At 56.7% G+C, this 17,895-nt stretch carries 20 protein-coding genes; 3 read left to right on the top strand and 17 right to left on the bottom strand.

What is annotated here, in order from left to right; genetic code table 11:
• The 15 genes from tatC to Q0M74_RS02700 form a co-directional block, all read right to left on the bottom strand.
• Nucleotides 1-614 (bottom strand): twin-arginine translocase subunit TatC (gene tatC / locus Q0M74_RS02770; protein ID WP_293951523.1); only part of this gene is annotated, 614 nt, incomplete at its 3' end.
• A 237-nt stretch (nucleotides 615-851) separates the two neighbouring features.
• Nucleotides 852-1,172 carry a Sec-independent protein translocase subunit TatA gene (gene tatA / locus Q0M74_RS02765; RefSeq protein WP_293951519.1) on the bottom strand — a complete coding sequence of 107 codons (321 nt, stop codon included), beginning with the start codon at nucleotides 1,170-1,172 and terminating at the stop codon, nucleotides 852-854.
• A gap of 99 nt (nucleotides 1,173-1,271) precedes the next feature.
• Nucleotides 1,272-2,261: a YafY family protein gene (locus Q0M74_RS02760; protein ID WP_293951518.1), complete on the bottom strand. Its 990-nt coding sequence runs from the start codon at nucleotides 2,259-2,261 to the stop codon at nucleotides 1,272-1,274.
• Nucleotides 2,262-2,271: 10 nt separating this feature from the next.
• Nucleotides 2,272-3,249, bottom strand: coding sequence for a WYL domain-containing protein (locus Q0M74_RS02755; RefSeq protein ID WP_366087730.1), 978 nt, complete (start codon nucleotides 3,247-3,249; stop codon nucleotides 2,272-2,274).
• 27 nt (nucleotides 3,250-3,276) lie between these two features.
• Entirely contained in the window at nucleotides 3,277-4,704 is a 1,428-nt protein-coding gene (gene pafA / locus Q0M74_RS02750; RefSeq protein WP_293951516.1) for a Pup--protein ligase, read from the bottom strand.
• An 83-nt stretch (nucleotides 4,705-4,787) separates the two neighbouring features.
• Entirely contained in the window at nucleotides 4,788-4,979 is a 192-nt protein-coding gene (locus Q0M74_RS02745; RefSeq protein WP_293951515.1) for a ubiquitin-like protein Pup, read from the bottom strand.
• A gap of 140 nt (nucleotides 4,980-5,119) precedes the next feature.
• Nucleotides 5,120-6,664 (bottom strand): depupylase/deamidase Dop, encoded by a 1,545-nt coding sequence (gene dop / locus Q0M74_RS02740; protein WP_293951514.1) that lies wholly within the window; start codon nucleotides 6,662-6,664, stop codon nucleotides 5,120-5,122.
• Nucleotides 6,665-6,731: 67 nt separating this feature from the next.
• Nucleotides 6,732-7,751, bottom strand: coding sequence for a hypothetical protein (locus Q0M74_RS02735; protein WP_293951513.1), 1,020 nt, complete (start codon nucleotides 7,749-7,751; stop codon nucleotides 6,732-6,734).
• A gap of 43 nt (nucleotides 7,752-7,794) precedes the next feature.
• On the bottom strand, nucleotides 7,795-8,436 hold the full coding sequence (locus tag Q0M74_RS02730) for a hypothetical protein (RefSeq protein WP_293951512.1): 642 nt from the start codon (nucleotides 8,434-8,436) through the stop codon (nucleotides 7,795-7,797).
• Nucleotides 8,437-8,471: 35 nt separating this feature from the next.
• The gene (locus Q0M74_RS02725; RefSeq protein WP_293951511.1) at nucleotides 8,472-9,110 is read right to left on the bottom strand and encodes a hypothetical protein; all 639 of its coding nucleotides are present in this window, start codon (nucleotides 9,108-9,110) and stop codon (nucleotides 8,472-8,474) included.
• A gap of 31 nt (nucleotides 9,111-9,141) precedes the next feature.
• Nucleotides 9,142-9,447, bottom strand: coding sequence for a transcriptional regulator (locus tag Q0M74_RS02720; RefSeq protein ID WP_293951510.1), 306 nt, complete (start codon nucleotides 9,445-9,447; stop codon nucleotides 9,142-9,144).
• Nucleotides 9,444-9,884, bottom strand: a complete 441-nt coding sequence (locus tag Q0M74_RS02715) for a hypothetical protein (protein WP_293951509.1) — start codon at nucleotides 9,882-9,884, stop codon at nucleotides 9,444-9,446. The genes Q0M74_RS02720 and Q0M74_RS02715 overlap by 4 nt, the downstream gene beginning before the upstream one ends.
• Nucleotides 9,885-10,001: 117 nt before the next feature.
• Nucleotides 10,002-11,585, bottom strand: a complete 1,584-nt coding sequence (arc, locus tag Q0M74_RS02710; protein WP_293951508.1) for a proteasome ATPase — start codon at nucleotides 11,583-11,585, stop codon at nucleotides 10,002-10,004.
• A gap of 47 nt (nucleotides 11,586-11,632) precedes the next feature.
• On the bottom strand, nucleotides 11,633-12,469 hold the full coding sequence (locus tag Q0M74_RS02705) for a tRNA (adenine-N1)-methyltransferase (RefSeq protein WP_293951507.1): 837 nt from the start codon (nucleotides 12,467-12,469) through the stop codon (nucleotides 11,633-11,635).
• A 60-nt stretch (nucleotides 12,470-12,529) separates the two neighbouring features.
• Nucleotides 12,530-13,792, bottom strand: a complete 1,263-nt coding sequence (locus tag Q0M74_RS02700) for a M18 family aminopeptidase (RefSeq protein ID WP_293951506.1) — start codon at nucleotides 13,790-13,792, stop codon at nucleotides 12,530-12,532.
• A 91-nt stretch (nucleotides 13,793-13,883) separates the two neighbouring features.
• Between Q0M74_RS02700 and Q0M74_RS02695 the strand changes: the two genes are divergently transcribed.
• Nucleotides 13,884-14,777 (top strand): RecB family exonuclease, encoded by an 894-nt coding sequence (locus Q0M74_RS02695; RefSeq protein WP_293951505.1) that lies wholly within the window; start codon nucleotides 13,884-13,886, stop codon nucleotides 14,775-14,777.
• Between the two features lie 180 nt (nucleotides 14,778-14,957).
• Nucleotides 14,958-15,254 carry a HigA family addiction module antitoxin gene (locus Q0M74_RS02690; protein ID WP_293951504.1) on the top strand — a complete coding sequence of 99 codons (297 nt, stop codon included), beginning with the start codon at nucleotides 14,958-14,960 and terminating at the stop codon, nucleotides 15,252-15,254.
• 58 nt (nucleotides 15,255-15,312) lie between these two features.
• Here the strand turns inward: Q0M74_RS02690 and Q0M74_RS02685 are convergent, their stop codons facing one another.
• Complete coding sequence (locus Q0M74_RS02685; RefSeq protein ID WP_293951503.1) at nucleotides 15,313-16,518, bottom strand: MFS transporter; 1,206 nt, start codon at nucleotides 16,516-16,518, stop codon at nucleotides 15,313-15,315.
• Nucleotides 16,519-16,646: 128 nt separating this feature from the next.
• On the opposite strand from Q0M74_RS02685, the gene Q0M74_RS02680 reads away from it, so the two are divergent.
• The gene (locus tag Q0M74_RS02680) at nucleotides 16,647-17,120 is read left to right on the top strand and encodes a MarR family winged helix-turn-helix transcriptional regulator (protein WP_293951502.1); all 474 of its coding nucleotides are present in this window, start codon (nucleotides 16,647-16,649) and stop codon (nucleotides 17,118-17,120) included.
• A gap of 213 nt (nucleotides 17,121-17,333) precedes the next feature.
• On the opposite strand, the gene Q0M74_RS02675 is transcribed toward Q0M74_RS02680, so the two are convergent.
• A complete protein-coding gene (locus tag Q0M74_RS02675) occupies nucleotides 17,334-17,705 on the bottom strand; it encodes a hypothetical protein (protein ID WP_293951501.1) in 372 nt (123 codons plus the stop codon).
• Nucleotides 17,706-17,895 lie beyond the last annotated feature (190 nt).

Here is a 17,895-nt window from a genome sequence, read left to right as displayed (position 1 = left end):
CGACGCTTGTCCTTGATCGCCTCATACTGCAGGATGCCCACGATGTTGAGCATCATGATGACCAGGGGAACCTCAAAACTGACGCCGAAAATAAGCAGCAGAGCAAGGAGGAAGTTGAAATAACGATCACCGGTCAGCGCGGCCATGCTGGCTTCATCACCAATGGTGAGCAGGAAATCCAGACCATAAGCCACCACAAAGTAGGCAAGCACTGCACCGGCGACAAAAAGCAAGACGGCGATGGCCACGAAGACGAAGGTCCAGCGCCGTTCATTTTTCATCAGGCCCGGAGTGATAAAACCCCACACCTGATACAGCCACACCGGTGATCCAATGACCAGGCCGACCAGGGCGGAGACCTTCAACCGCAACATGAAGGGATCAAAGGGCCCTGTTGCCAGCAGACGGCAATCATCAATCTCAGATGCAGAGAAGGAGGCACGGGCCTCTGGAGGAAGGGAACAGTAGGGATCGCGCAAAATCTCGCCCAAGGTTGGGGTACCCCAGAAGGAGGTCTGGTACCAGATGAAGGCGATGATGGTGCCCACCATGATGCCCGCCATGGAGACCAGCAGACGTCGACGAAGCTCCTGGATATGCTGAACAATAGACATATCCCCCGTGGCGGATTTCTTCCTGCCACGCGTGAGAATCTTCTTCCGGGGCTTTGCCACCTCGGCGTTATTCGAATCAGACAATTCCTACAACCCTCTTATCCGATAGAGGGGCCCACACCTTGAAGGATATGGACCGTGTGCGATATCAACCAACAACGCACCGCAACAGATTTGACAACGTTGCGGTGCGCTTCAAGTAAAACTCAATGCAAAAGGATCTAACTCAACGCTGATTTAAGCGGGACGGTGAGGATCCTCGTAGTTCTGACGGTAGTCAGGCTGCTGTGATGGCTGCTGAGGCTGGTTCTGGTAGTGCTGCTGGAAGTTCGGCTGCTGCACATTCTGTGGTGGAGCAATCTGCTGGGGCTGCTGGTAGCCCTGTTCCTGGGGCTGCTCAGGAGTCTGGTCATCATTCTTCATTTCCTTGACTTCGGACTTGAAGATGCGCATGGAACGACCGATTGATCGGGCGGCATCCGGGAGCTTCTTAGATCCGAACAAGACGATGATCAACAAAACGATGATCACGATTTCCATAGGTCCAAGACTAGGCATTGGTGTCTTACTCCAAATTCACGTTGTACAAGCAGTCCTGAAGCCACATGTGCTTCTACTTGTGGGTAGATATACCGGGGGGCGGGTGAAGAGCTGATTTTAGCTTAGTTGATCTTTATACGCTGACAAACCTGCATCTGCCTTTGACCTGATGGATTCCACCAGAGTTTCTGGCCCGGTGACGATGATTCTGTCTGCCTGGCTGATACTAAACCTGATAAACCAGTCCCGCGAGTACAGGGGACGGGAGGCCGGAACCCACGTGATCCCCTGCCCATCAGTGATGTAGTCGGACTCACCAGCAAGATCCATGGACATATAATCCGCCAGCCAGGTGGCATCCTCACGCAGGAGGAACTGCACCTGCTCGGATGCCGGAGATGACTCAAAGGGCTTATCAGCAGAGAAGTTCAACTGCTTTAAGTGTGGATCTGCAGGCTCATCAGTCAAGGACATATCCCTGATTCGATCCACCCGGAAGGTGCGATGACCATGCACTGCATCATCCCAGGCACGAACATAGGCTTCCCCCTCGTTGGTGAAGACATGTGCCGGGCTGACCTGCCGAATGCTCGTGGAATCAGAACTGTGGGAGTGATAGGTAAAGCTCACCTGCTTGCCCCGGTTCAATGCCTCGCGGATGATGGCAAGCACTCCGTTGCCACTAGCATCGCCCTGCGCTGCAGTATCAAAAACCGCCGAGGTGTACTCCCCCATGACCCCACGCAGCTTCTCCGCGGCGGAGATCACCGCCTGCTGATCAGTCAAACCCGGGAGGTTCTCCAAAGACTCCAAGGTCAGCAGCAACACACCTGCTTCCGTGGGAGTCAGGCGCAGAGCCTTGTCCATGCCCTGGGCATTGTGGATCTTCACTGAGGTGTAGGAATGTTCCAGCTCCACGAGATCACCCGGCAGCAGACCCGGCAGACCACACATCCATAGCCTGTTGAGGTCCGCCATGATCTCCTCCGGCGGCAGGCCGAAGTCGCGGGCAGCCTCCATCACGGTACGATCGGGGTGCTGTTGAAAATATGGCAGCAGGTTCAGCTGCCGGGTCAGATCACTGATTTTTCTAGCAGAACGTGACATGTCGCTACCTCTACCCCTTCTGCGCGGTGGCAAGTAGCGCGATGACTTCATCAATGACATCCCGTGGCCACGTCACGATCGCCTCCGGCGCATGTGCGGCAGCATTACGGATCAACCAGTTACGGTCAACATCCTTCAGCTCCCAGGTGCCACCATCGCCTTGGGGCCTGCCTTCTGAGGTCAGTGCCACCGCGCGGCCCTTCTCGACGACAAGGTGGGCGTCGATAAGCTCACTGCCGCGTCGCAGCGCCGAGCGCACGACCTCCTGCAGGTCCACATCCCGGGGTGCCGGATGTTCCGCTGGTTCATTCAGCAGGATGACATTAGTGATGCGGGTGATACGGAAGGTGCGGACCTGATCACGGTCAATATCGTATCCGACGAGGTAGATACGGTCCCGTTCCGGAACCAGACCCCAGACATCCATGGTGCGTAGGTGAGGTACTTCAGTTCTGCTGCGGGTATAGGTGAAACTGATGCGTCGCCCCAACCTCCGGGCCCGCATGATGGCATCCAGGTCACGGGCGGACAGGACACGGAGATCACCGGTGTTGCTTAGGGCAGCACCGGCGGCACCCAGATCACGGTTCGCGCCACTGGCTGCAATTTTGGTCCACCCGGAACGGGCAAAGGCCCCCAGCTCCAGGCCCTGGCCCATCTCACCAGCCAACCCCAACACAGCTGCCTCTTCCGGAGTGAACTCAACATCTTTGAGCTCATACCCTTCTGAATCAAGTCGGTAGGCTGGTTTTCCTTCATGTTGGCCACTGGTGAGGGTGCACTTCTCAATGGGCACACCGGCCTGCTGTAACGCTGCGAGATCACGCTGCAAAGCCTTGCGGAAAGCATCATTTTCCAGATGCTTATAACCCTCGAGGTTCTCCCAGATCCATGACTGGGTGAGGTATTTACGGTCATAGGATTCCGCACTGAGAAATGCGAAGGTGAGGTTGATTTGCCGTTCCAGGACTTCCCTCTTGTCCATCAACCCTCCGTAATTCATTCAGTGACAGTGCTAGGTGCGGTAACTGTCCGCATGGGATTCCATATAGGTGATCAGTTCTTCCGCGTCCTTACTGATGGAAGAGAAAGGATCTCCCAGTTCCACAAACTGCGGTTCTGGGCGGTTGACCTTGTGCCGCATCCAATCAACTGTCACCGGAGCTCCCAGCTTATCGGCTGTTTTGAGGATCCGCCCGCGAAGATGGGCACGGGTGGTTTCCGGAGCATGATCCACGGCATGTGCGATGGCCTCATCGGTGGTCCAGCGCTTAACCATACCGCGGGTCTCCAATACACTGAACAGTCCCCTGCCAGGACGGATGTCATGATAGGTGAGGTCAATCTGCGCCAGACGGGGGTCATCCAGTCCCAGGTTGCCGCGAGACTGATAGCGGTCCAGGAGCTTCTTCTTGATCACCCAGTCAATCTCCTGATCCACCTGGGAGAAGTCCTGGGTGTGGATTGCCTCCAGGGTGCGGCCCCACAGATCAACCACACGGGCCATCTCCTCATTGGAGGTGCCTCTGATCTGACCATCCGGGCCGATGTTTTCCACGCGGTGTTCCAACCAGCGCTGGGCATGCTCGAAGACAATCTGCTGGATCTCCAGGGCGGACATGGTGGTACCGTCCTTGAGTTTCAGTGGAATCCGGCCGCTGAGATCACGGGAGATCTCCCGGATGGATTCAATATCATTGGATAGTTCCATATCCGGCAGGCCGAAATCAGCCTCGATCATCTCCAGCACCAACAGGGCGGAACCGATCTTCAGCGCGATCGTGGGTTCAGCCATGTTGGCATCCCCGACAATCACGTGCAGGCGACGGTAACGGTGGGAATCCGCATGGGGCTCATCGCGGGTGTTGATAATCGGGCGGGAACGTGTGGTGGCACTGGAGACACCCTCCCACACATGATCTGCGCGTTGGGAGATGCAATACCCTAAAGGAAAGCCCTCACCCTTGTCCATGGGGTTTGGATGGTGGATCATCCCGGCGCCACTGATGAGTTGGCGGGTGATCAGGAAGGGCATGAGCCTGCGTCCCAGTGCCTTGAGGGATACCTCACGGCGGACCAGGTAGTTTTCGTGGCAACCATAGGAGTTGCCGATGGAGTCCACATTGTTTTTGAACAGGTAGACCTGACCACCGATGCCTTCCTTGGCCAGGGTGGCTTCTGCTGCCACAGCCATGCGGTTGCTGATAACATCCCCGGCTTTTTCATAGTTGATCAGCTGGGTGAGGTTATCGCACTCGGCGGTGGCGTATTCCGGGTGGGAGCCAACGTCGAGGTACAGGCGGGAGGCATTCGGGATGAAGATATTCGAACTGGAATATTTATCCACGACTGGTCGAAACATATACCGGGCGGCCTCATCGGGGCGGAGTTTTCTTATCTCCCCGTCCATGCATGTGAGACCGTATTCGGTTTCCACACCCATGATCCTTCGCGTCAGTGCCCCCGTTTCCGGGTGCTCCTGCGATAGGGGGTGTCCTGTTGTCTCGCTATCTGCGTTCAAGGGGGTTACTCGCCACCCTTTTGAACGTAGGAGCGTACAAACTCCTCGGCGTTGTTCTCCAGGAGACCGTCGATCTCATCGAGGAGATCGTCTACGCCTTCGGTGTTGACCTGTACCTGTCCTGCGGACTGGACCTGATCATCATGATCGTCCTCGCGTCCGCCCCCAGCGGAGATCTGCGTCTGCTTGCCGCTCACAAAATCACACTCCTGATATGTGTCTAGCCATTGTGCTTGGTGCTTATTAGGTCTACTTTAGTTGCCACAGTTTAGACACCAACGTTAGGTACCTCACTTGGGGTGGGGGTACTTCGGGCGGGATCACAGTGACAGGTGGTTCAGAGCTCTCGCAGAGGTGTGAGTTCGCCTGCTTCCAAAGCCTTGAGAACTTCGTCCACAGTGGTGGCGTTGGTGAGGATCCCCCCGACTTCCTGTTTGGTGAGTCCATCCAGTTCCGTGGTGGGGATCCGGAATTCCCGGCCGGTGGCATCTTTGACGATGAGTGATTCCCAGTTGGCGGCTGTAATACTTTCTGGGAAGCGGGCAATCATCTCACCCCGGAAATAGGCGCGGGATCCGACGGGAGGCGTGGTGGCAGCATGTGCGATCTCCTCACGGGAAGCCAGTTCCCTCATGCGCCCCTTGGCCACCAGAGCATGGTGGAGGCTGCGTGCGGGATCAATATCGGAGTACTGCAGGTCCACCAATTTGATCTTGGCATCATCAATGGCCAGTCCCCGGCTCACAAAGGACTTGATCAGGGCCCACTTGGCGGTCCAGTCCAACAGGTGGGAGGTCTTGAGAGGATCCTCTGCCAAAAGAAGCATGACTTCTTCCCACAGCTGCAGAACCTTATGGTCAACCTCAGTGAGTTGACCTGCGAGGGTGGTGATGATGCGATCGCGGTAGATTCCCAGCAGCTCCACTGCGGTGAGGGTGCGGGCATCTGCCAAGGTGAGCTTATGGGTGAGCTCCAGGTCATGGGAAACCTGAGAGACTTCACTCACAGCATTTTTCAGCTTCAGATCCGTGAAGTCACAGCCGGTTTCAAGAGCATCAAGGACAAGTGTGGTCATGCCGAATTTCAGCAGGTTGGCGGTCTGGGACATGTTCGCATCACCGATGATCACATGCAGGCGACCCCAGTTATCAGCATTGGTGTGGGGTTCATCGCGGGTGTTGATGATGCCACGGTTAAGGGTGGTCTCCAAGGAGATCTCCTGCTCGATATAGTCAGCACGCTGGCTGATCTGGAAACCGGGTTTGTCCCCCTGCTGCCCCAGTCCCACACGTCCCGCACCGATAATGACCTGACGTGCTACAAAGAAGGGGATCAGTGCCTGGGCGATCACATCAAAGTCAATGTCACGGCGGTAACGGTAGTTTTCATGGGCCCCGTAGCTGGCACCCTTGCCATCCACATTGTTCTTGTAGATCTTCAAGGGGGGACAGGGTTCATGGCCATCGAGTACAGATTTACCCTGACTGGAGAAGGCGGCGGTGTCAGCTACTGCCTGCATGAGGATATGATCACCAGCGGTGTCATAGACCATGGCATCCCAGGCGTTGGTGACCTCCGGGGAGGAATACTCCGGGTGGGCGTGATCAACATAGAAACGCGCACCGTTGGTGACAAAGACATTGGCCACCCCGATGGCATGGGGATCCACCACGGGAGCCTGGTGATAACGACGCAGATCAAAGCCACGACTATCCCGCAGCGGGGATTCATCGGTGAAATCCCAGCGCACACGGTGCTGGCCGAAGCCACGCGCACTGGCATAGGAGACCACCGCATGGGTGGAGGTGACGATCGGGCTCACATGATTGTGGCCGGGTGTTGAAATTCCGTATTCGGTCTCAGTACCGATGAACCGTTCCATGGGTGACAGCTTATCGGCAGAGGTGGACGCTGGGGGTGGGATTAGCGGGACACTGCCTGGCTCTCGCTTAAAGCTTATCGACGCAAGGCCACCAGTCCTGATCGCCGCGATCACGCCACACCACAGGTGTGTCATCCAGTGACACAGCATCGGTGAACCAGAAGGTCTGCCCCGGGTTCCACCGTGCCAGCATACTGGCACGTTTATCGTCTACGGGGATGACCCTTTCCACAGTGGCGAGATAACCCGCCATACTTAAATGGACCCCATCATAATATTGAGCTACCTCCACATAGTCCGGCATCACCCACCTGTGGGGAAATCCCGTGACCTCATGCCAGTCCACACCCTTACTGGCGGTAACATCCAGTGGGAAGCGCTGGCACAGCTGCGCCCAGTCTCGCGATCCATGGATGGTGAATACCCTCGCATCAGGAGACACGGTTGCTCCACGTACCCAACCGGTTGTCCATCCGAAACCATCCTCAAGGAAACGCAGTGCCCCCGGAGTGCCATCTTTGAGCTTCCCGGAGGTGGCGATCAGCGGCCACGGAGGCATGGACCACCACAACTTATCGGTACGTGCCTCCTCCCGCCACTTCTCCAAGGCCTCCTCAATTGGTGGTTCAGGTGGTTCTTCTCCTGGTGCCTTCCAGCTCACTGCAGCCTGCGGGCAATCCAGCTGGAAGGAATCAGACCAGTCAGATACAACCTCAGAGCTGGCAATATGACGGGCAATACGCCGCAGGCCGGTCTTAAGAGACTGTGATCTCAGGAACACATTCTCATCACTAGGTGATACCCAGTAGGTCGCCCGGAAGACAGGGCTTTCCAGAGCGTCATAAAGCAGTGTGGGAGTAATCTCCCCCAAGGGCACCTGTTCCAGCAGGGGTGCCACTTTCCTGGATAGAGCTTCCGCAGAGTGCTTCCTGCTGATCCCGAATGTGTCTACGTTACGCCGCATATAGCTACTAAGCCGCCAGGTGGCCTGAAATAAGGGTCCACCCAGCCCCTCTGAGGCAAGGGCCACCTCCATGAGAAAGTCCCGGCCCCTGGGGCCATCAAGCAGATCACTGATCAATGGCATGTTATGAATCTATCGCGATTAACAGTGGTTGTCTGAGCATCGGCTAGGAATGTGGAATTTCCTCGATCCGTGGGTGCAGCCAGGCACCAAATGTCTGTCCTGCAGTGATGAGATCACCGATATTGTCTGGGTGTGCATACCCGGCGGTTTTAAGGAACCATTTGATTTCACCTGGTTCGCACTGTTCTGCGAGAGTAACCGGGTATTCGCCCATCAGCAGTAAACCGAGAAATTCGGCATGATCCTTCTCGTCATATTCCGGTTGCCCCTGACCACCACGGTCATCGAAAGAAAAGCCCACCATGCCCTGAAACTGCTCGGTATCAAAATGGATCACCAGCTGTGTGCAGTAGCCGTCATCATTGACCATGATGGGAACCATCCCCGGCAGGACTCGGTAGCTCCGGGGTACACCACTGCCTGTGCGTCCAAGATTTTCCTCTTCCAGGCGTTGAACCTGGACAGTGAGCCAGTGTGCTAATACTTCAAGTTCCATCGTGGAGGTAGTGGGTGCTTCCTTCATCCTCTCGGATTGCAGCCCTTCCAAGCGGATCATATTCAAGTCTTCTGTCCGCTGGAAAACCTGCTGACGTTCCAATAGAAGCTTCTGTATCTCAGCATCCAACCACGCAGCGCGTTCTTCGAGTTCATGGAGTTCCTGCATCTGCATTGATGTCAACCTCATACCCACTCTTCTTCCGTCTCTTGGTTAAACATCCGTCAGGAATGTGGAATCTCATCAATCTGCGGGTGCAGCCAGGCACCCGTTTCCTGCGCCATGGCAATCAGGGCACCGAGGTTATCAGGGTGGGGATAACCCGGCGCGTCAAAAAGCCACTTGATTTCACCTGGTTGGCATTGTTCTGCGAGGGTGATCGGGAATTCACCCATCAAAGCGACGATGATTGTGGAGGCATGAAGTTCTTCGTCATATCCAGCTTGTGTGCGGCGGCCTTCTTCCTCCAGGGAGACCCCGACCATGCCCTGGAAGTGGTCTGCATCGAAATGGATCACCAGCTGTGTGCAGTAGCCGTCATCGTTGATCATGATCGGGACCATGCCGGGCATGATGTGAGGGGCACGGAACCTGCCTTTGAGTGCGATAAGGTTCTCATCCTCAAGTCGTTGGACTTTGGTGATGAGCCATCTGGACAGCAGTTCCAGGTCCATGTCAGAGGTTGCCGGTGATGCCTTCTTGATCTCATCCTGGCGTTGTCTCATCTGAATTGCGGTCAGGTTTCCAGCCCGGGCTGATATTTCCTGGCGTTGCTGCAGGAGTTCTTGAATATCTCTATCCAGGCGGGTTGCAGCCTCACTGAGTTCCTGGAGTTCCAGCATCTGTTCCGGTGTCAGTCCCATGCCCATATTCTCCTTCTGTTTCAGCACAGCATCAGGTCAAGCCTTGCACAATTCTGTCCAGGGCGGTCAGGTGTTGTTGAAATGCCTCTCTCCCCTGGCGGGTCAGGCTCATCCTGGTGATCTGGGTGCGACCATCAAATTCTTTCGTGATCTTCAGATAACCTGTCTCCTCCAAGATGCCTGCATGTTTGGAGAGCAGAGAGTAGCTGACACCCAGTTCTTCCCTCAGCGTTTGGTAGTCCGCGGAGTCCACCGAGTTCAGGGCCGCTGCCAGAGTGAAACGCACAGGAGAGTGGATCATGTCATCGAGAGCTTTGCGTGCCTGGGACAGATTCACCGGTTGCCCCTGGCAACCAGGGAATATCCAAGCACCACCAGCGGGACACAGCTGAGCACGGCAACTGAGGTGGTCAACAGCCAGGAACCACTGTGTGGCGCATGGGAAGTCCAGTACCACCCACCGATGGCGATAGCTAAAAGCGGAAGAAGGCTTGCCAGTAGGAGACGTCGTCTATGCCCAGCGGGATGGACTGCGCGCACTCGTGCCATCCTTGTGGACATCATGACAGCGAGGATGAGGAATACTCCGACACTGGCGAAATTGAGGATGCCACCCCAGTACCAGTTGTGTGCTTGGAAGAAGATCGACATCATCACCACACTGGCGCTCGCCTGGAGGATGATGAGCCATCCTTCCTTCTTTGATACTCCTCGCGGGTTCCGCTCACGTGCCTGCGCTGCGGCATGGGAGAAACGGGCGCTCGTCTGATCCACTTCAGTGCCCCTAACTGCGACTTTACGTTTTGCAAACAACTTTACACTTCGTTGAATCAGCGTGCAGGACAAGGACGCCGACAAGCTCTCTTTAACCGCGCGCCCAGCGCTTCCCTGCTACTGCACGACTTCAGCGTTGGTGACGCGCTTGCCCTGGCGGCCGATGATCTTGGTCCACTCATCCGGGTTGGAGGTATTGGGTAGATCTTCGCTCTGTTGGTGCTCCTGGTCGATGGCGTCGGTGAGGTGGGCGATGGTCAGGCCGATCCCCTTGCCCTCGATGTGGTCCTTGATGGCGCTTTTCTTGGCGCGGTCGACGATATTGGCGATCATCGCACCGGAGACGAAGTCGTGGTAATTGAGGGTTTCCTGGGTGTTGTCGACAAGCGTCAGGCGTACATAGGGCCGCGGGGTGAACAGATGTTCCACGGCGCTGTCGATGAGCTCATCAACCTCCACTGCCAGCGGGATGGTGTCGGTGATGTAGCGGGCGAAGATATCACGGGATCCCTTGCGGTTGGGGCGTTGGACGCGGATCTTGATGTCCAGGCGTCCCGGACGCAGGATGGCGGGATCAATCAGTTCCTCGCGGTTGGTGGCACCGATGACGATCACATTGGACAGGTCCTCCACACCGTCGAGTTCAGCAAGCAGCTGTGGGACCACGGTGGTTTCCATATCGGAGCTCACCCCTGAACCGCGGGTGCGGAAGATGGATTCCATCTCATCAAAGAAGATGATCACGGGGCGGCCGTCGCCTGCCAGTTCGCGGGCGCGTTCAAAGATCACACGGATCTGGCGTTCGGTTTCGCCCACGTACTTGTTGAGCAGCTCCGGTCCCTTGACGTTGATGAAGTAGGAGGTTCCGGCATCCCCGATGCGCTGGGACAGTGAGTTCGCCACCGCCTTGGCAATCAATGTCTTGCCACAACCGGGAGGTCCGTAGAGCAGCACGCCCTTGGGTGGGTGCAGTTTATAGGCACGGTACATCTCCGGGTGCAGGAAGGGCAGTTCAACTGCGTCCTGGATCAGTTCGATCTGATCATCCAGGCCACCGATATCGGCATAGGAGACATCAGGGGCTTCTTCGAGGGCAAGCTTGGAGATCTCCGTCTTGGGGATGTTCTCGAAGGCGTAGCCTGCGCGGCGGTCAACCAGGAGGGTGTCGCCGGGGCGTGGGAGTTTGCGGGTGCGGTCCATCAGGGGGCCTGCGAGTTTGACCACGCGTTCTTCCCCGGAACGGTCAGAGATGAGGGCGCGGTCACGGCCGATCATTTCCATCAGTGTTGCCAGGTCACCGGTTTGTTCGTACTCGCAGGCCTCCAGGATCTGGTTGCCTTCACCGAGGCGTACCTGGACGCCGGGCATGAGGTCGCCGGCGCAGAGCATGGGTGACATGGCTACTCGCATGCGCCTGCCTCCGGCGAAGATTTCGGCACTGGTGCCGTCGCGGGAGGCTTCCAGGTAGGTTCCGTAGAGCGAGGGTGGTTGGGACATGTCTTCGAGCTGTTCGTACATCATGGACAGTTTGTCGCGTGATGATTTCAGCATGTCCGCCAGTTTGGAGTTCCGGGAGCTTAAATCCTGGTTGGTGCGTTTGAGTTGGCGCACGCTGTCGGCAAGCCGGGTCATCTCCTCCTGGTTGAATTCGGAGAAGGAACCGGTTGCCTCAGAATGTGTTGGTGTGGCCATGTCTGCCACTGTAGTCCCTTGAAGGCCGGGGTTTGTTGGTCTTTAAGGGCTGGTGCTTAGCGACGTGCGCGTCGCTGCGGGCGTGGTGGGGTGACGCCGTCGGCAAGGCGTCGTGCCAGCACGAGGAATGCGGTGTGGGCATTCATACGGTGTTCTGGGCGGGTGGCCAGGCCTTCGACCTTCCAGTCACGGATGAGGGATTCCCAGGCGCGTGGTTCGGTGAAGCACTGTAGTTCGCGCAGGCCTTCCATGACCTTCATCAGCTGTGGCACGGTGGCCACATAGGTCATGAAGACACCACCGGGGATGAGGAGATCCTTGCAGGTTTCCAGGCATTCCCATGGTTCGAGCATGTCCAGCACGATACGGTCCACCGGTCCGCCGAGGTCGTCGACGGTGACTTCCTTCAGGTCACCCAGGCGTGGGTCCCAGGTTGCGGGGCGTTCACCGAAGTATTCCTCGACGTTGCTGACGGCGTATTCAAGGTGGTCATCGCGGATCTCATAGGAGATCAGCTTGCCGTCGTGGCCGATGGCGCGCAGCAGCGCCATGGACAGGGCACCTGATCCAGCACCTGCTTCCAGCACGCGGGCGCCGGGGAAGATATCTCCCTCCACCAGGATCTGTGCGGAGTCCTTCGGGTAGATCACCGCTGCACCACGGGGCATGGAGAGAACGTGGTCGACCATGAGGTGGCGGAAGCACAGGAAGTCCGAGCCCATGGTGGACTGGACGACGGTGCCCTCATCGGCGCCGATGATCTCATCGTGGGGGATCTGGCCACGGTGGGTGTGGTAGCTGCCTCCCGGCTCCAAGACGATGGTGAAGTGGCGGCGCTTGGCGTCGGTCAGTTGGACGCGGTCACCTGGTTGAAACGGACCGGAATAGGGCATGTGCCCTCGCTTTCTCGCTTGTGGGTAGAGCTGCGTCAAAAAGTCGACGACTAATCGGCGTTAATTTACCAGATAGGCTTCCAGTGCCTGTTCAAACCATCCCAGATCCTTCACCCCGGCCATCTCACGTGCCGAGTGCATGGACAACAGTGGGATGCCCACATCCACTGATGCGATACCCAGGCGGGTGGCGCTGATCGGTCCGATGGTGGAACCACAGGGCACGTCATTGCGGCCAGCAAACACCTGGTGTGGAACCCCTGCGGTCTGGCAGGCACGGACCCACATGCCGGAGGTCACCGCATCAGAGGTGTAGCGCTGGTTGGCGTTGACCTTGAGCACCGGGCCCTGGCCGATGATCGGATAGTTGACCGGATCATGCTTGGCCGGGTGATTCGGGTGGATGGAGTGTGCTGCATCAGCAGAAACCATGGTGGAGCGGTTGAACATCCGCCGGCGCTGATCCTCATCAGCACCCAGTGCACGTGCCGTGCGGTTGAGCACGTCCTCCAGGAGCGGTCCACCCGCACCGGTGGTGGAGTTGGAGCCGACCTCCTCATGATCAAAGGCAGCCAGAACCAAGATGTCATCGCTGGCATCATCCGAGGTGGCTGCTGCAATCAGAGCAGTCATGGAGGGCTGCACGGAAGAGAGGTTATCCAGACGGCCGGAGGCGATGAAGTCACCATGTGCCCCGAAAATCTCTGGAACCTGGGTATCCACCGTGATCAAGTCATGGGCAACAATATCCAGTGGTTCCACACCCGCTGCCTCTGCCAGCACATCCATGATGGAGACATCTGGATCACCCACCGCAAACACCGGCTGCAGGTGCGACTGCGGGTTGAGCGTCAGGTTGGAGTTCAGCGAACGGTCCAGGTGGATGGCAACATTCGGGATACGCATGATAGCACCGGTGTTGACCAGCTTGACCGAACCATCCTGTAATGCCACACGCCCAGCCAGGGACAACTCACGATCCAACCAGGACGGATAAATCGGCCCGCCATAGACTTCTACACCAGCCTGCTGCCAACCATGGGACTGCAGATCACCACGGGGCTTGAGCTTGAAACCCGGAGAATCAGTATGGGAACCGATGATACGAAACCCCGAATCCGGGGAGGCATTTTCCGGAACCCACCAGGCCATGACCGCGCCACCGCGCACCATCACATGTCCCCCCGGAGAGGCGTCCCAAGCATCAGTATCATCCTGACGCACAAAACCCTCATGGATCAGACGACGGGTCACGGTCTCAGCCGCGTGATAAGAACTCGGGCTCAACGCCAGGAAACTAAGGAAATCATCAGTCACATGCATGAACCCAGGCTAGCCAACATCCCACCAGCACCGCAGGGCTCCGCCTGAATTGGCAAACGTGTCCATCCCATTGGCTAAGGTGTCAATCATCATGACCAGCTCTGAAAAACCCACAGAAGAAACCACTCAAGCATCCACCCAGCAGCCAGTCGCACCGTCCAAACCACGGCCGCTGGCACTCTCCCCCTCCCGCGCCGGGGATTATCAGCAGTGTCCCCTGCTGTACAGACTGCGTGCCATCGACCGTCTCCCGGAGCCCAAGACCGTCGCACAGGTCAAGGGCACCCTGGTCCATGCCGTATTGGAGGAAATGCACAAACTCCCCCGCGAACAACGTGATTACCCGGCGATGGTCAAGCGATTGAAGCCCCACTGGGTGGAAATGTGCGAGCAGGATCCAGATTTGAATGATCTGGTACCTGAGGATCAGCTCTATGACTTCCTGGTGGAGTGCCGTTCCCTGCTGCGGGGATACTTCGAGATGGAGAACCCGCAAGGCTTTGATGCCAGTGACGTGGAGATGTACGTGGACACCGTGCTACCCAACGGCGTTCCGGTACGTGGTTTCATCGACCGCGTGGATACCGCCCCCACCGGTGAAGTCCGGGTTGTTGACTACAAGACCGGCAAGAAGCCCAAGCCTCAGTGGAGCCAACAGGCCCAGTTCCAGATGCTCTTCTACGCCCTGGCCTACTGGCGCCTCTATGATCAGATCCCGGCCCAGCTGCGTCTGATGTATCTGAAGGTCAATGATTCCATGTTCCTCAAGCCCTCCCGCGAACAGCTGGAGTACTTCGAACGGGACCTGGCTGATCTCTGGGCGAAGATCGAGATGGACGGTAAATCAGGCCGCTTCCGCACCAAGACCTCTAAGTTATGCGGCTGGTGCCCGCACCAGGCCCTGTGCCCGGAGTTTGGTGGAGTGCCGCCAGAGTATCCGGGGTGGCCAGGAAGCACTGCAGACAAGGTTTCCGGAGAGTCTTAAAACTGCGCTGTTCGTGGTCATTCCAAAGGATGATATTTCAACGGTGTTCGAATCGACATGGGGAAATGCAGCTTAGGTAGCCATTGCCTATGTTGCGAAGCTTTAGTTCGAGAATATTATTAGATTTAGCTTTCATTAATTAAATACCTATAAGTTTTCGGACTTGAAGGTACTCGAAATGTGACAATTCACCCCTTCATCTCGAAAGGAGTGTTTGCGATCTCTCCGCAGCCCCGGAATCCGCAACACCCTGGTGAGGTCCTGAATGAGCGATTCCTCAAACCCCGCGGGATCACCCACTATGACCTGGCCAAGAGCCTGCATATCACCGAAGCAACCATCACCAACCTGGTCGAAGGACGCAGCAACTTAACCGTTGGTCTGGCCATGAGACTTGCCCGAGCTTTCTCGCTCAGCGCACAGGACTGGATTGCCCTCCAGCGGGACTATGACAATTCCCACCGTCAGTCGGCATAGCCTGAAGTGAAATAAACCGCGTACTCCACTGTGGAGTGCGCGGTTTTCTCTTCGTTTGCTAGCGCGCCGGCCGTTGGCGCCAGGCACGAGTGGCTGCGTAATAGATTCCAGCAAGCACCACCACACCAGACAACATGGCAAACATGCCACCATAGCCAACCCCTCCGAGCAGAACGCCCAGCAGGACTGGCCCCAGGCCGAAGCCGAGGTCCGTGAACAGGAACAGGGTGGACAGGCCTGTGCCGATCTGTGCGGCAGGAACCGCATCGACCGTGATCGCCTGGGCTGCCGGCATCAGCGTTCCATAACCCATTCCAGTCAATGCACCGGCAACGACCACAAGCCAGTCCGTATCTGCCACGGCAAGAATAGCCAGAGCAATGGCGAACGCCACCAGACCGGAGACGATCACCGGGGTCGGACCATGACGGTCCTGAACCCTACCCAGGAACGTACGCATGATCAGCATGGATGTGGCATAGGCAATGAAGAAGAGTCCGGCTCCCGCGATGACATCACGGTTCTCGGCATAGGGGTTGAGATAGGTGATCACTCCGGCATAACACAGTCCGATCATCATCATGAAGACCGCAACCGGAACAACTGCCGGATGCACGATGGTCTTTATCGACCATCGGGTTGGTGCACCCTCCTGCCGCGGCATCGGATCCTCGACCAGGAGGGACAACACCAGGGTTGCCACGGTGACTACAAGGGTCACCCAGAAGATGAACTGGTAGTTGAAGGTGCCCACCAGGAACAGCGCCAGTGCCGGACCGACAGCGGTAGCCAACGTGGAAGTCAGCGAGAGATAACCCGTACCCTCAGCACGCCGTGATGGCGGGATCACCAACTGGGTCACTGCCATGGCCGCGGTACTGGCAAAGCAGAAGGCGAAACCGTGGAGAAGTCGGACGCCGATCAACAGCACGAGGGAATCGGCAGGAATGTAGAGAACCGAGGCGATGACAGCGAGTATCGACGCGAGAATCAACACGCGTCGACGTCCGAAGCGGTCCACGATATAGCCACAGGAAAACCGTGCGATGGTAGCTCCCACCACGAAGGAACTCGAGGCGAAACCAGCAACCAGGTCCGATGCGGCGAACTCCTTGATGGCATACAGCGCCATGATGGTGATGAGGAAATAAAACACCAGATAAAAGGAGAAGGTGATGAGCCATCCCAACGCAAAAGTGCGGCTAAACAGCTTCTGCCCATCTCCTGGTTGCGAAGAACTCTCCCCTGCTGCCGAACCTGTCACAGGCTGATACTCCTTAAATTTTTGATCACTCCCAGTCACCTACTGGTTTTCCGGAATTGTATCATGCAATTGTATGATACAAATAGAAAGCTCACTGTAACCTGAGACGAACAACGAAAGGACTCTTCGTGGAGAAATACGGACCACTCACGCAACTCTCCTATGAGAACATGCTGTCCTCCAGGTACGCCCTGCACAACGCCCCACCCCATGAAAGAGAATGGGCACTGGACCGCAGTGCCGCCCTCCTGCTCTCCCGCCTGGATGTGGAAGGCCCCATGAGCATCAGTGAGCTGGCTTCTGCAATGTCGCTTGATATCTCCACCGTCCACCGCCAGGTCGCAGCCGCCATGAAAGTCGGACTGATTGAACGGATGCCCGACCCCTCAGGTGGACCTGCCCGCAAGCACCAGCCCAGCGTCAAGGGCCTGGAACAACTGCAATCAGAATTCAACAGCCGCGATGAGATCTCCCGCCAGGTCACCGCAGATTGGTCCGATGAGGACTTAAGAACTTTCCTGCGTCTTTTGACCCGATTCAATCAGGATCTGGAGGCATTACGGGGCACCCAGTGGCCCCGCCCCTACCCCACTGAAACATAACCTGGGGAGGACCCCGTCTAGAAGAAGGCTACCGAGTTTGGAACTATGTCCTTCAGCAGTATTGCCTTGATGCGGATGAGCTGGTCCGTGTCATGGGCACTGCAGCATCATTGAATCTGGGTGATGAAAAATAAAACTGGTTCGCATTCTGATGGTGAGAAATGCGAACCAGTTTTTATTGACACTGCAACGACCAGGGCAACCTTCCTCGCATCAGGGCTTCAGCCCTTTTCGGCTCCCCTGCCAGAGCCGATCTCCAGCCACTGCGATTGCAGCTAGTAGCACTCCACCGCCGATGACAAGGATGAATGCGTCAAGGATTCCTTCCGGGACGGTAATCCAGAAATACACACCAATGCCGACGGCAATAAGTCCTGTCAACCCGATCCCCGCCAGTACCTGAACGGAAGCACTACGCGAGAAAGCTGCTGTTATCACTGCAGCCACACCGGATACTGAAAGGACGATCCCAATCACCATCGCATCAAGCAGTGAAGCTATCGGAATAAATATCCACAGAGCTATGAAGAGACCCACATAAAGCACCAGTAAAACAATGAATGGAACCGGAGATTCGTTCTTCATAACTTCCCCTTAAAGGTACAGGTTCGAAACGAGTGCTTTTATTTGAACCCCTCAGCTTCCTGAATGGACTGCCGCAACGTATGCGAAGACCCGATCCTACTGGATGGGGAAACCCCAGAGCACAGACATGAACTGCACATTTCATCATTTGCCAGTAGTACTATCCCCCGTCCTCTGAGACGATCTCAAT

The organism is uncultured Corynebacterium sp., from assembly GCF_945649885.1.
Taxonomy (GTDB): Bacteria; Actinomycetota; Actinomycetes; order Mycobacteriales; family Mycobacteriaceae; genus Corynebacterium.
The sequence above is the reverse complement of the archived record's forward strand: the minus strand, read 5'-3'. Positions and strand labels throughout refer to the sequence as shown.

Coding starts and splice junctions, on each gene's coding strand:
- dop (WP_293951514.1), bottom strand. CDS start 6,664: ATGGAACGGTTCATCGGTACTGAGACCGAATACGGAATTTCAACACCC.
- Q0M74_RS02675 (WP_293951501.1), bottom strand. CDS start 17,705: ATGAAGAACGAATCTCCGGTTCCATTCATTGTTTTACTGGTGCTTTAT.
- Q0M74_RS02700 (WP_293951506.1), bottom strand. CDS start 13,792: ATGCATGTGACTGATGATTTCCTTAGTTTCCTGGCGTTGAGCCCGAGT.
- Q0M74_RS02725 (WP_293951511.1), bottom strand. CDS start 9,110: ATGGGACTGACACCGGAACAGATGCTGGAACTCCAGGAACTCAGTGAG.
- Q0M74_RS02705 (WP_293951507.1), bottom strand. CDS start 12,469: ATGCCCTATTCCGGTCCGTTTCAACCAGGTGACCGCGTCCAACTGACC.
- Q0M74_RS02730 (WP_293951512.1), bottom strand. CDS start 8,436: ATGAGGTTGACATCAATGCAGATGCAGGAACTCCATGAACTCGAAGAA.
- Q0M74_RS02760 (WP_293951518.1), bottom strand. CDS start 2,261: ATGTCACGTTCTGCTAGAAAAATCAGTGATCTGACCCGGCAGCTGAAC.
- Q0M74_RS02735 (WP_293951513.1), bottom strand. CDS start 7,751: ATGCCATTGATCAGTGATCTGCTTGATGGCCCCAGGGGCCGGGACTTT.
- Q0M74_RS02695 (WP_293951505.1), top strand. CDS start 13,884: ATGACCAGCTCTGAAAAACCCACAGAAGAAACCACTCAAGCATCCACC.
- pafA (WP_293951516.1), bottom strand. CDS start 4,704: ATGGGTGTGGAAACCGAATACGGTCTCACATGCATGGACGGGGAGATA.
- tatA (WP_293951519.1), bottom strand. CDS start 1,172: ATGCCTAGTCTTGGACCTATGGAAATCGTGATCATCGTTTTGTTGATC.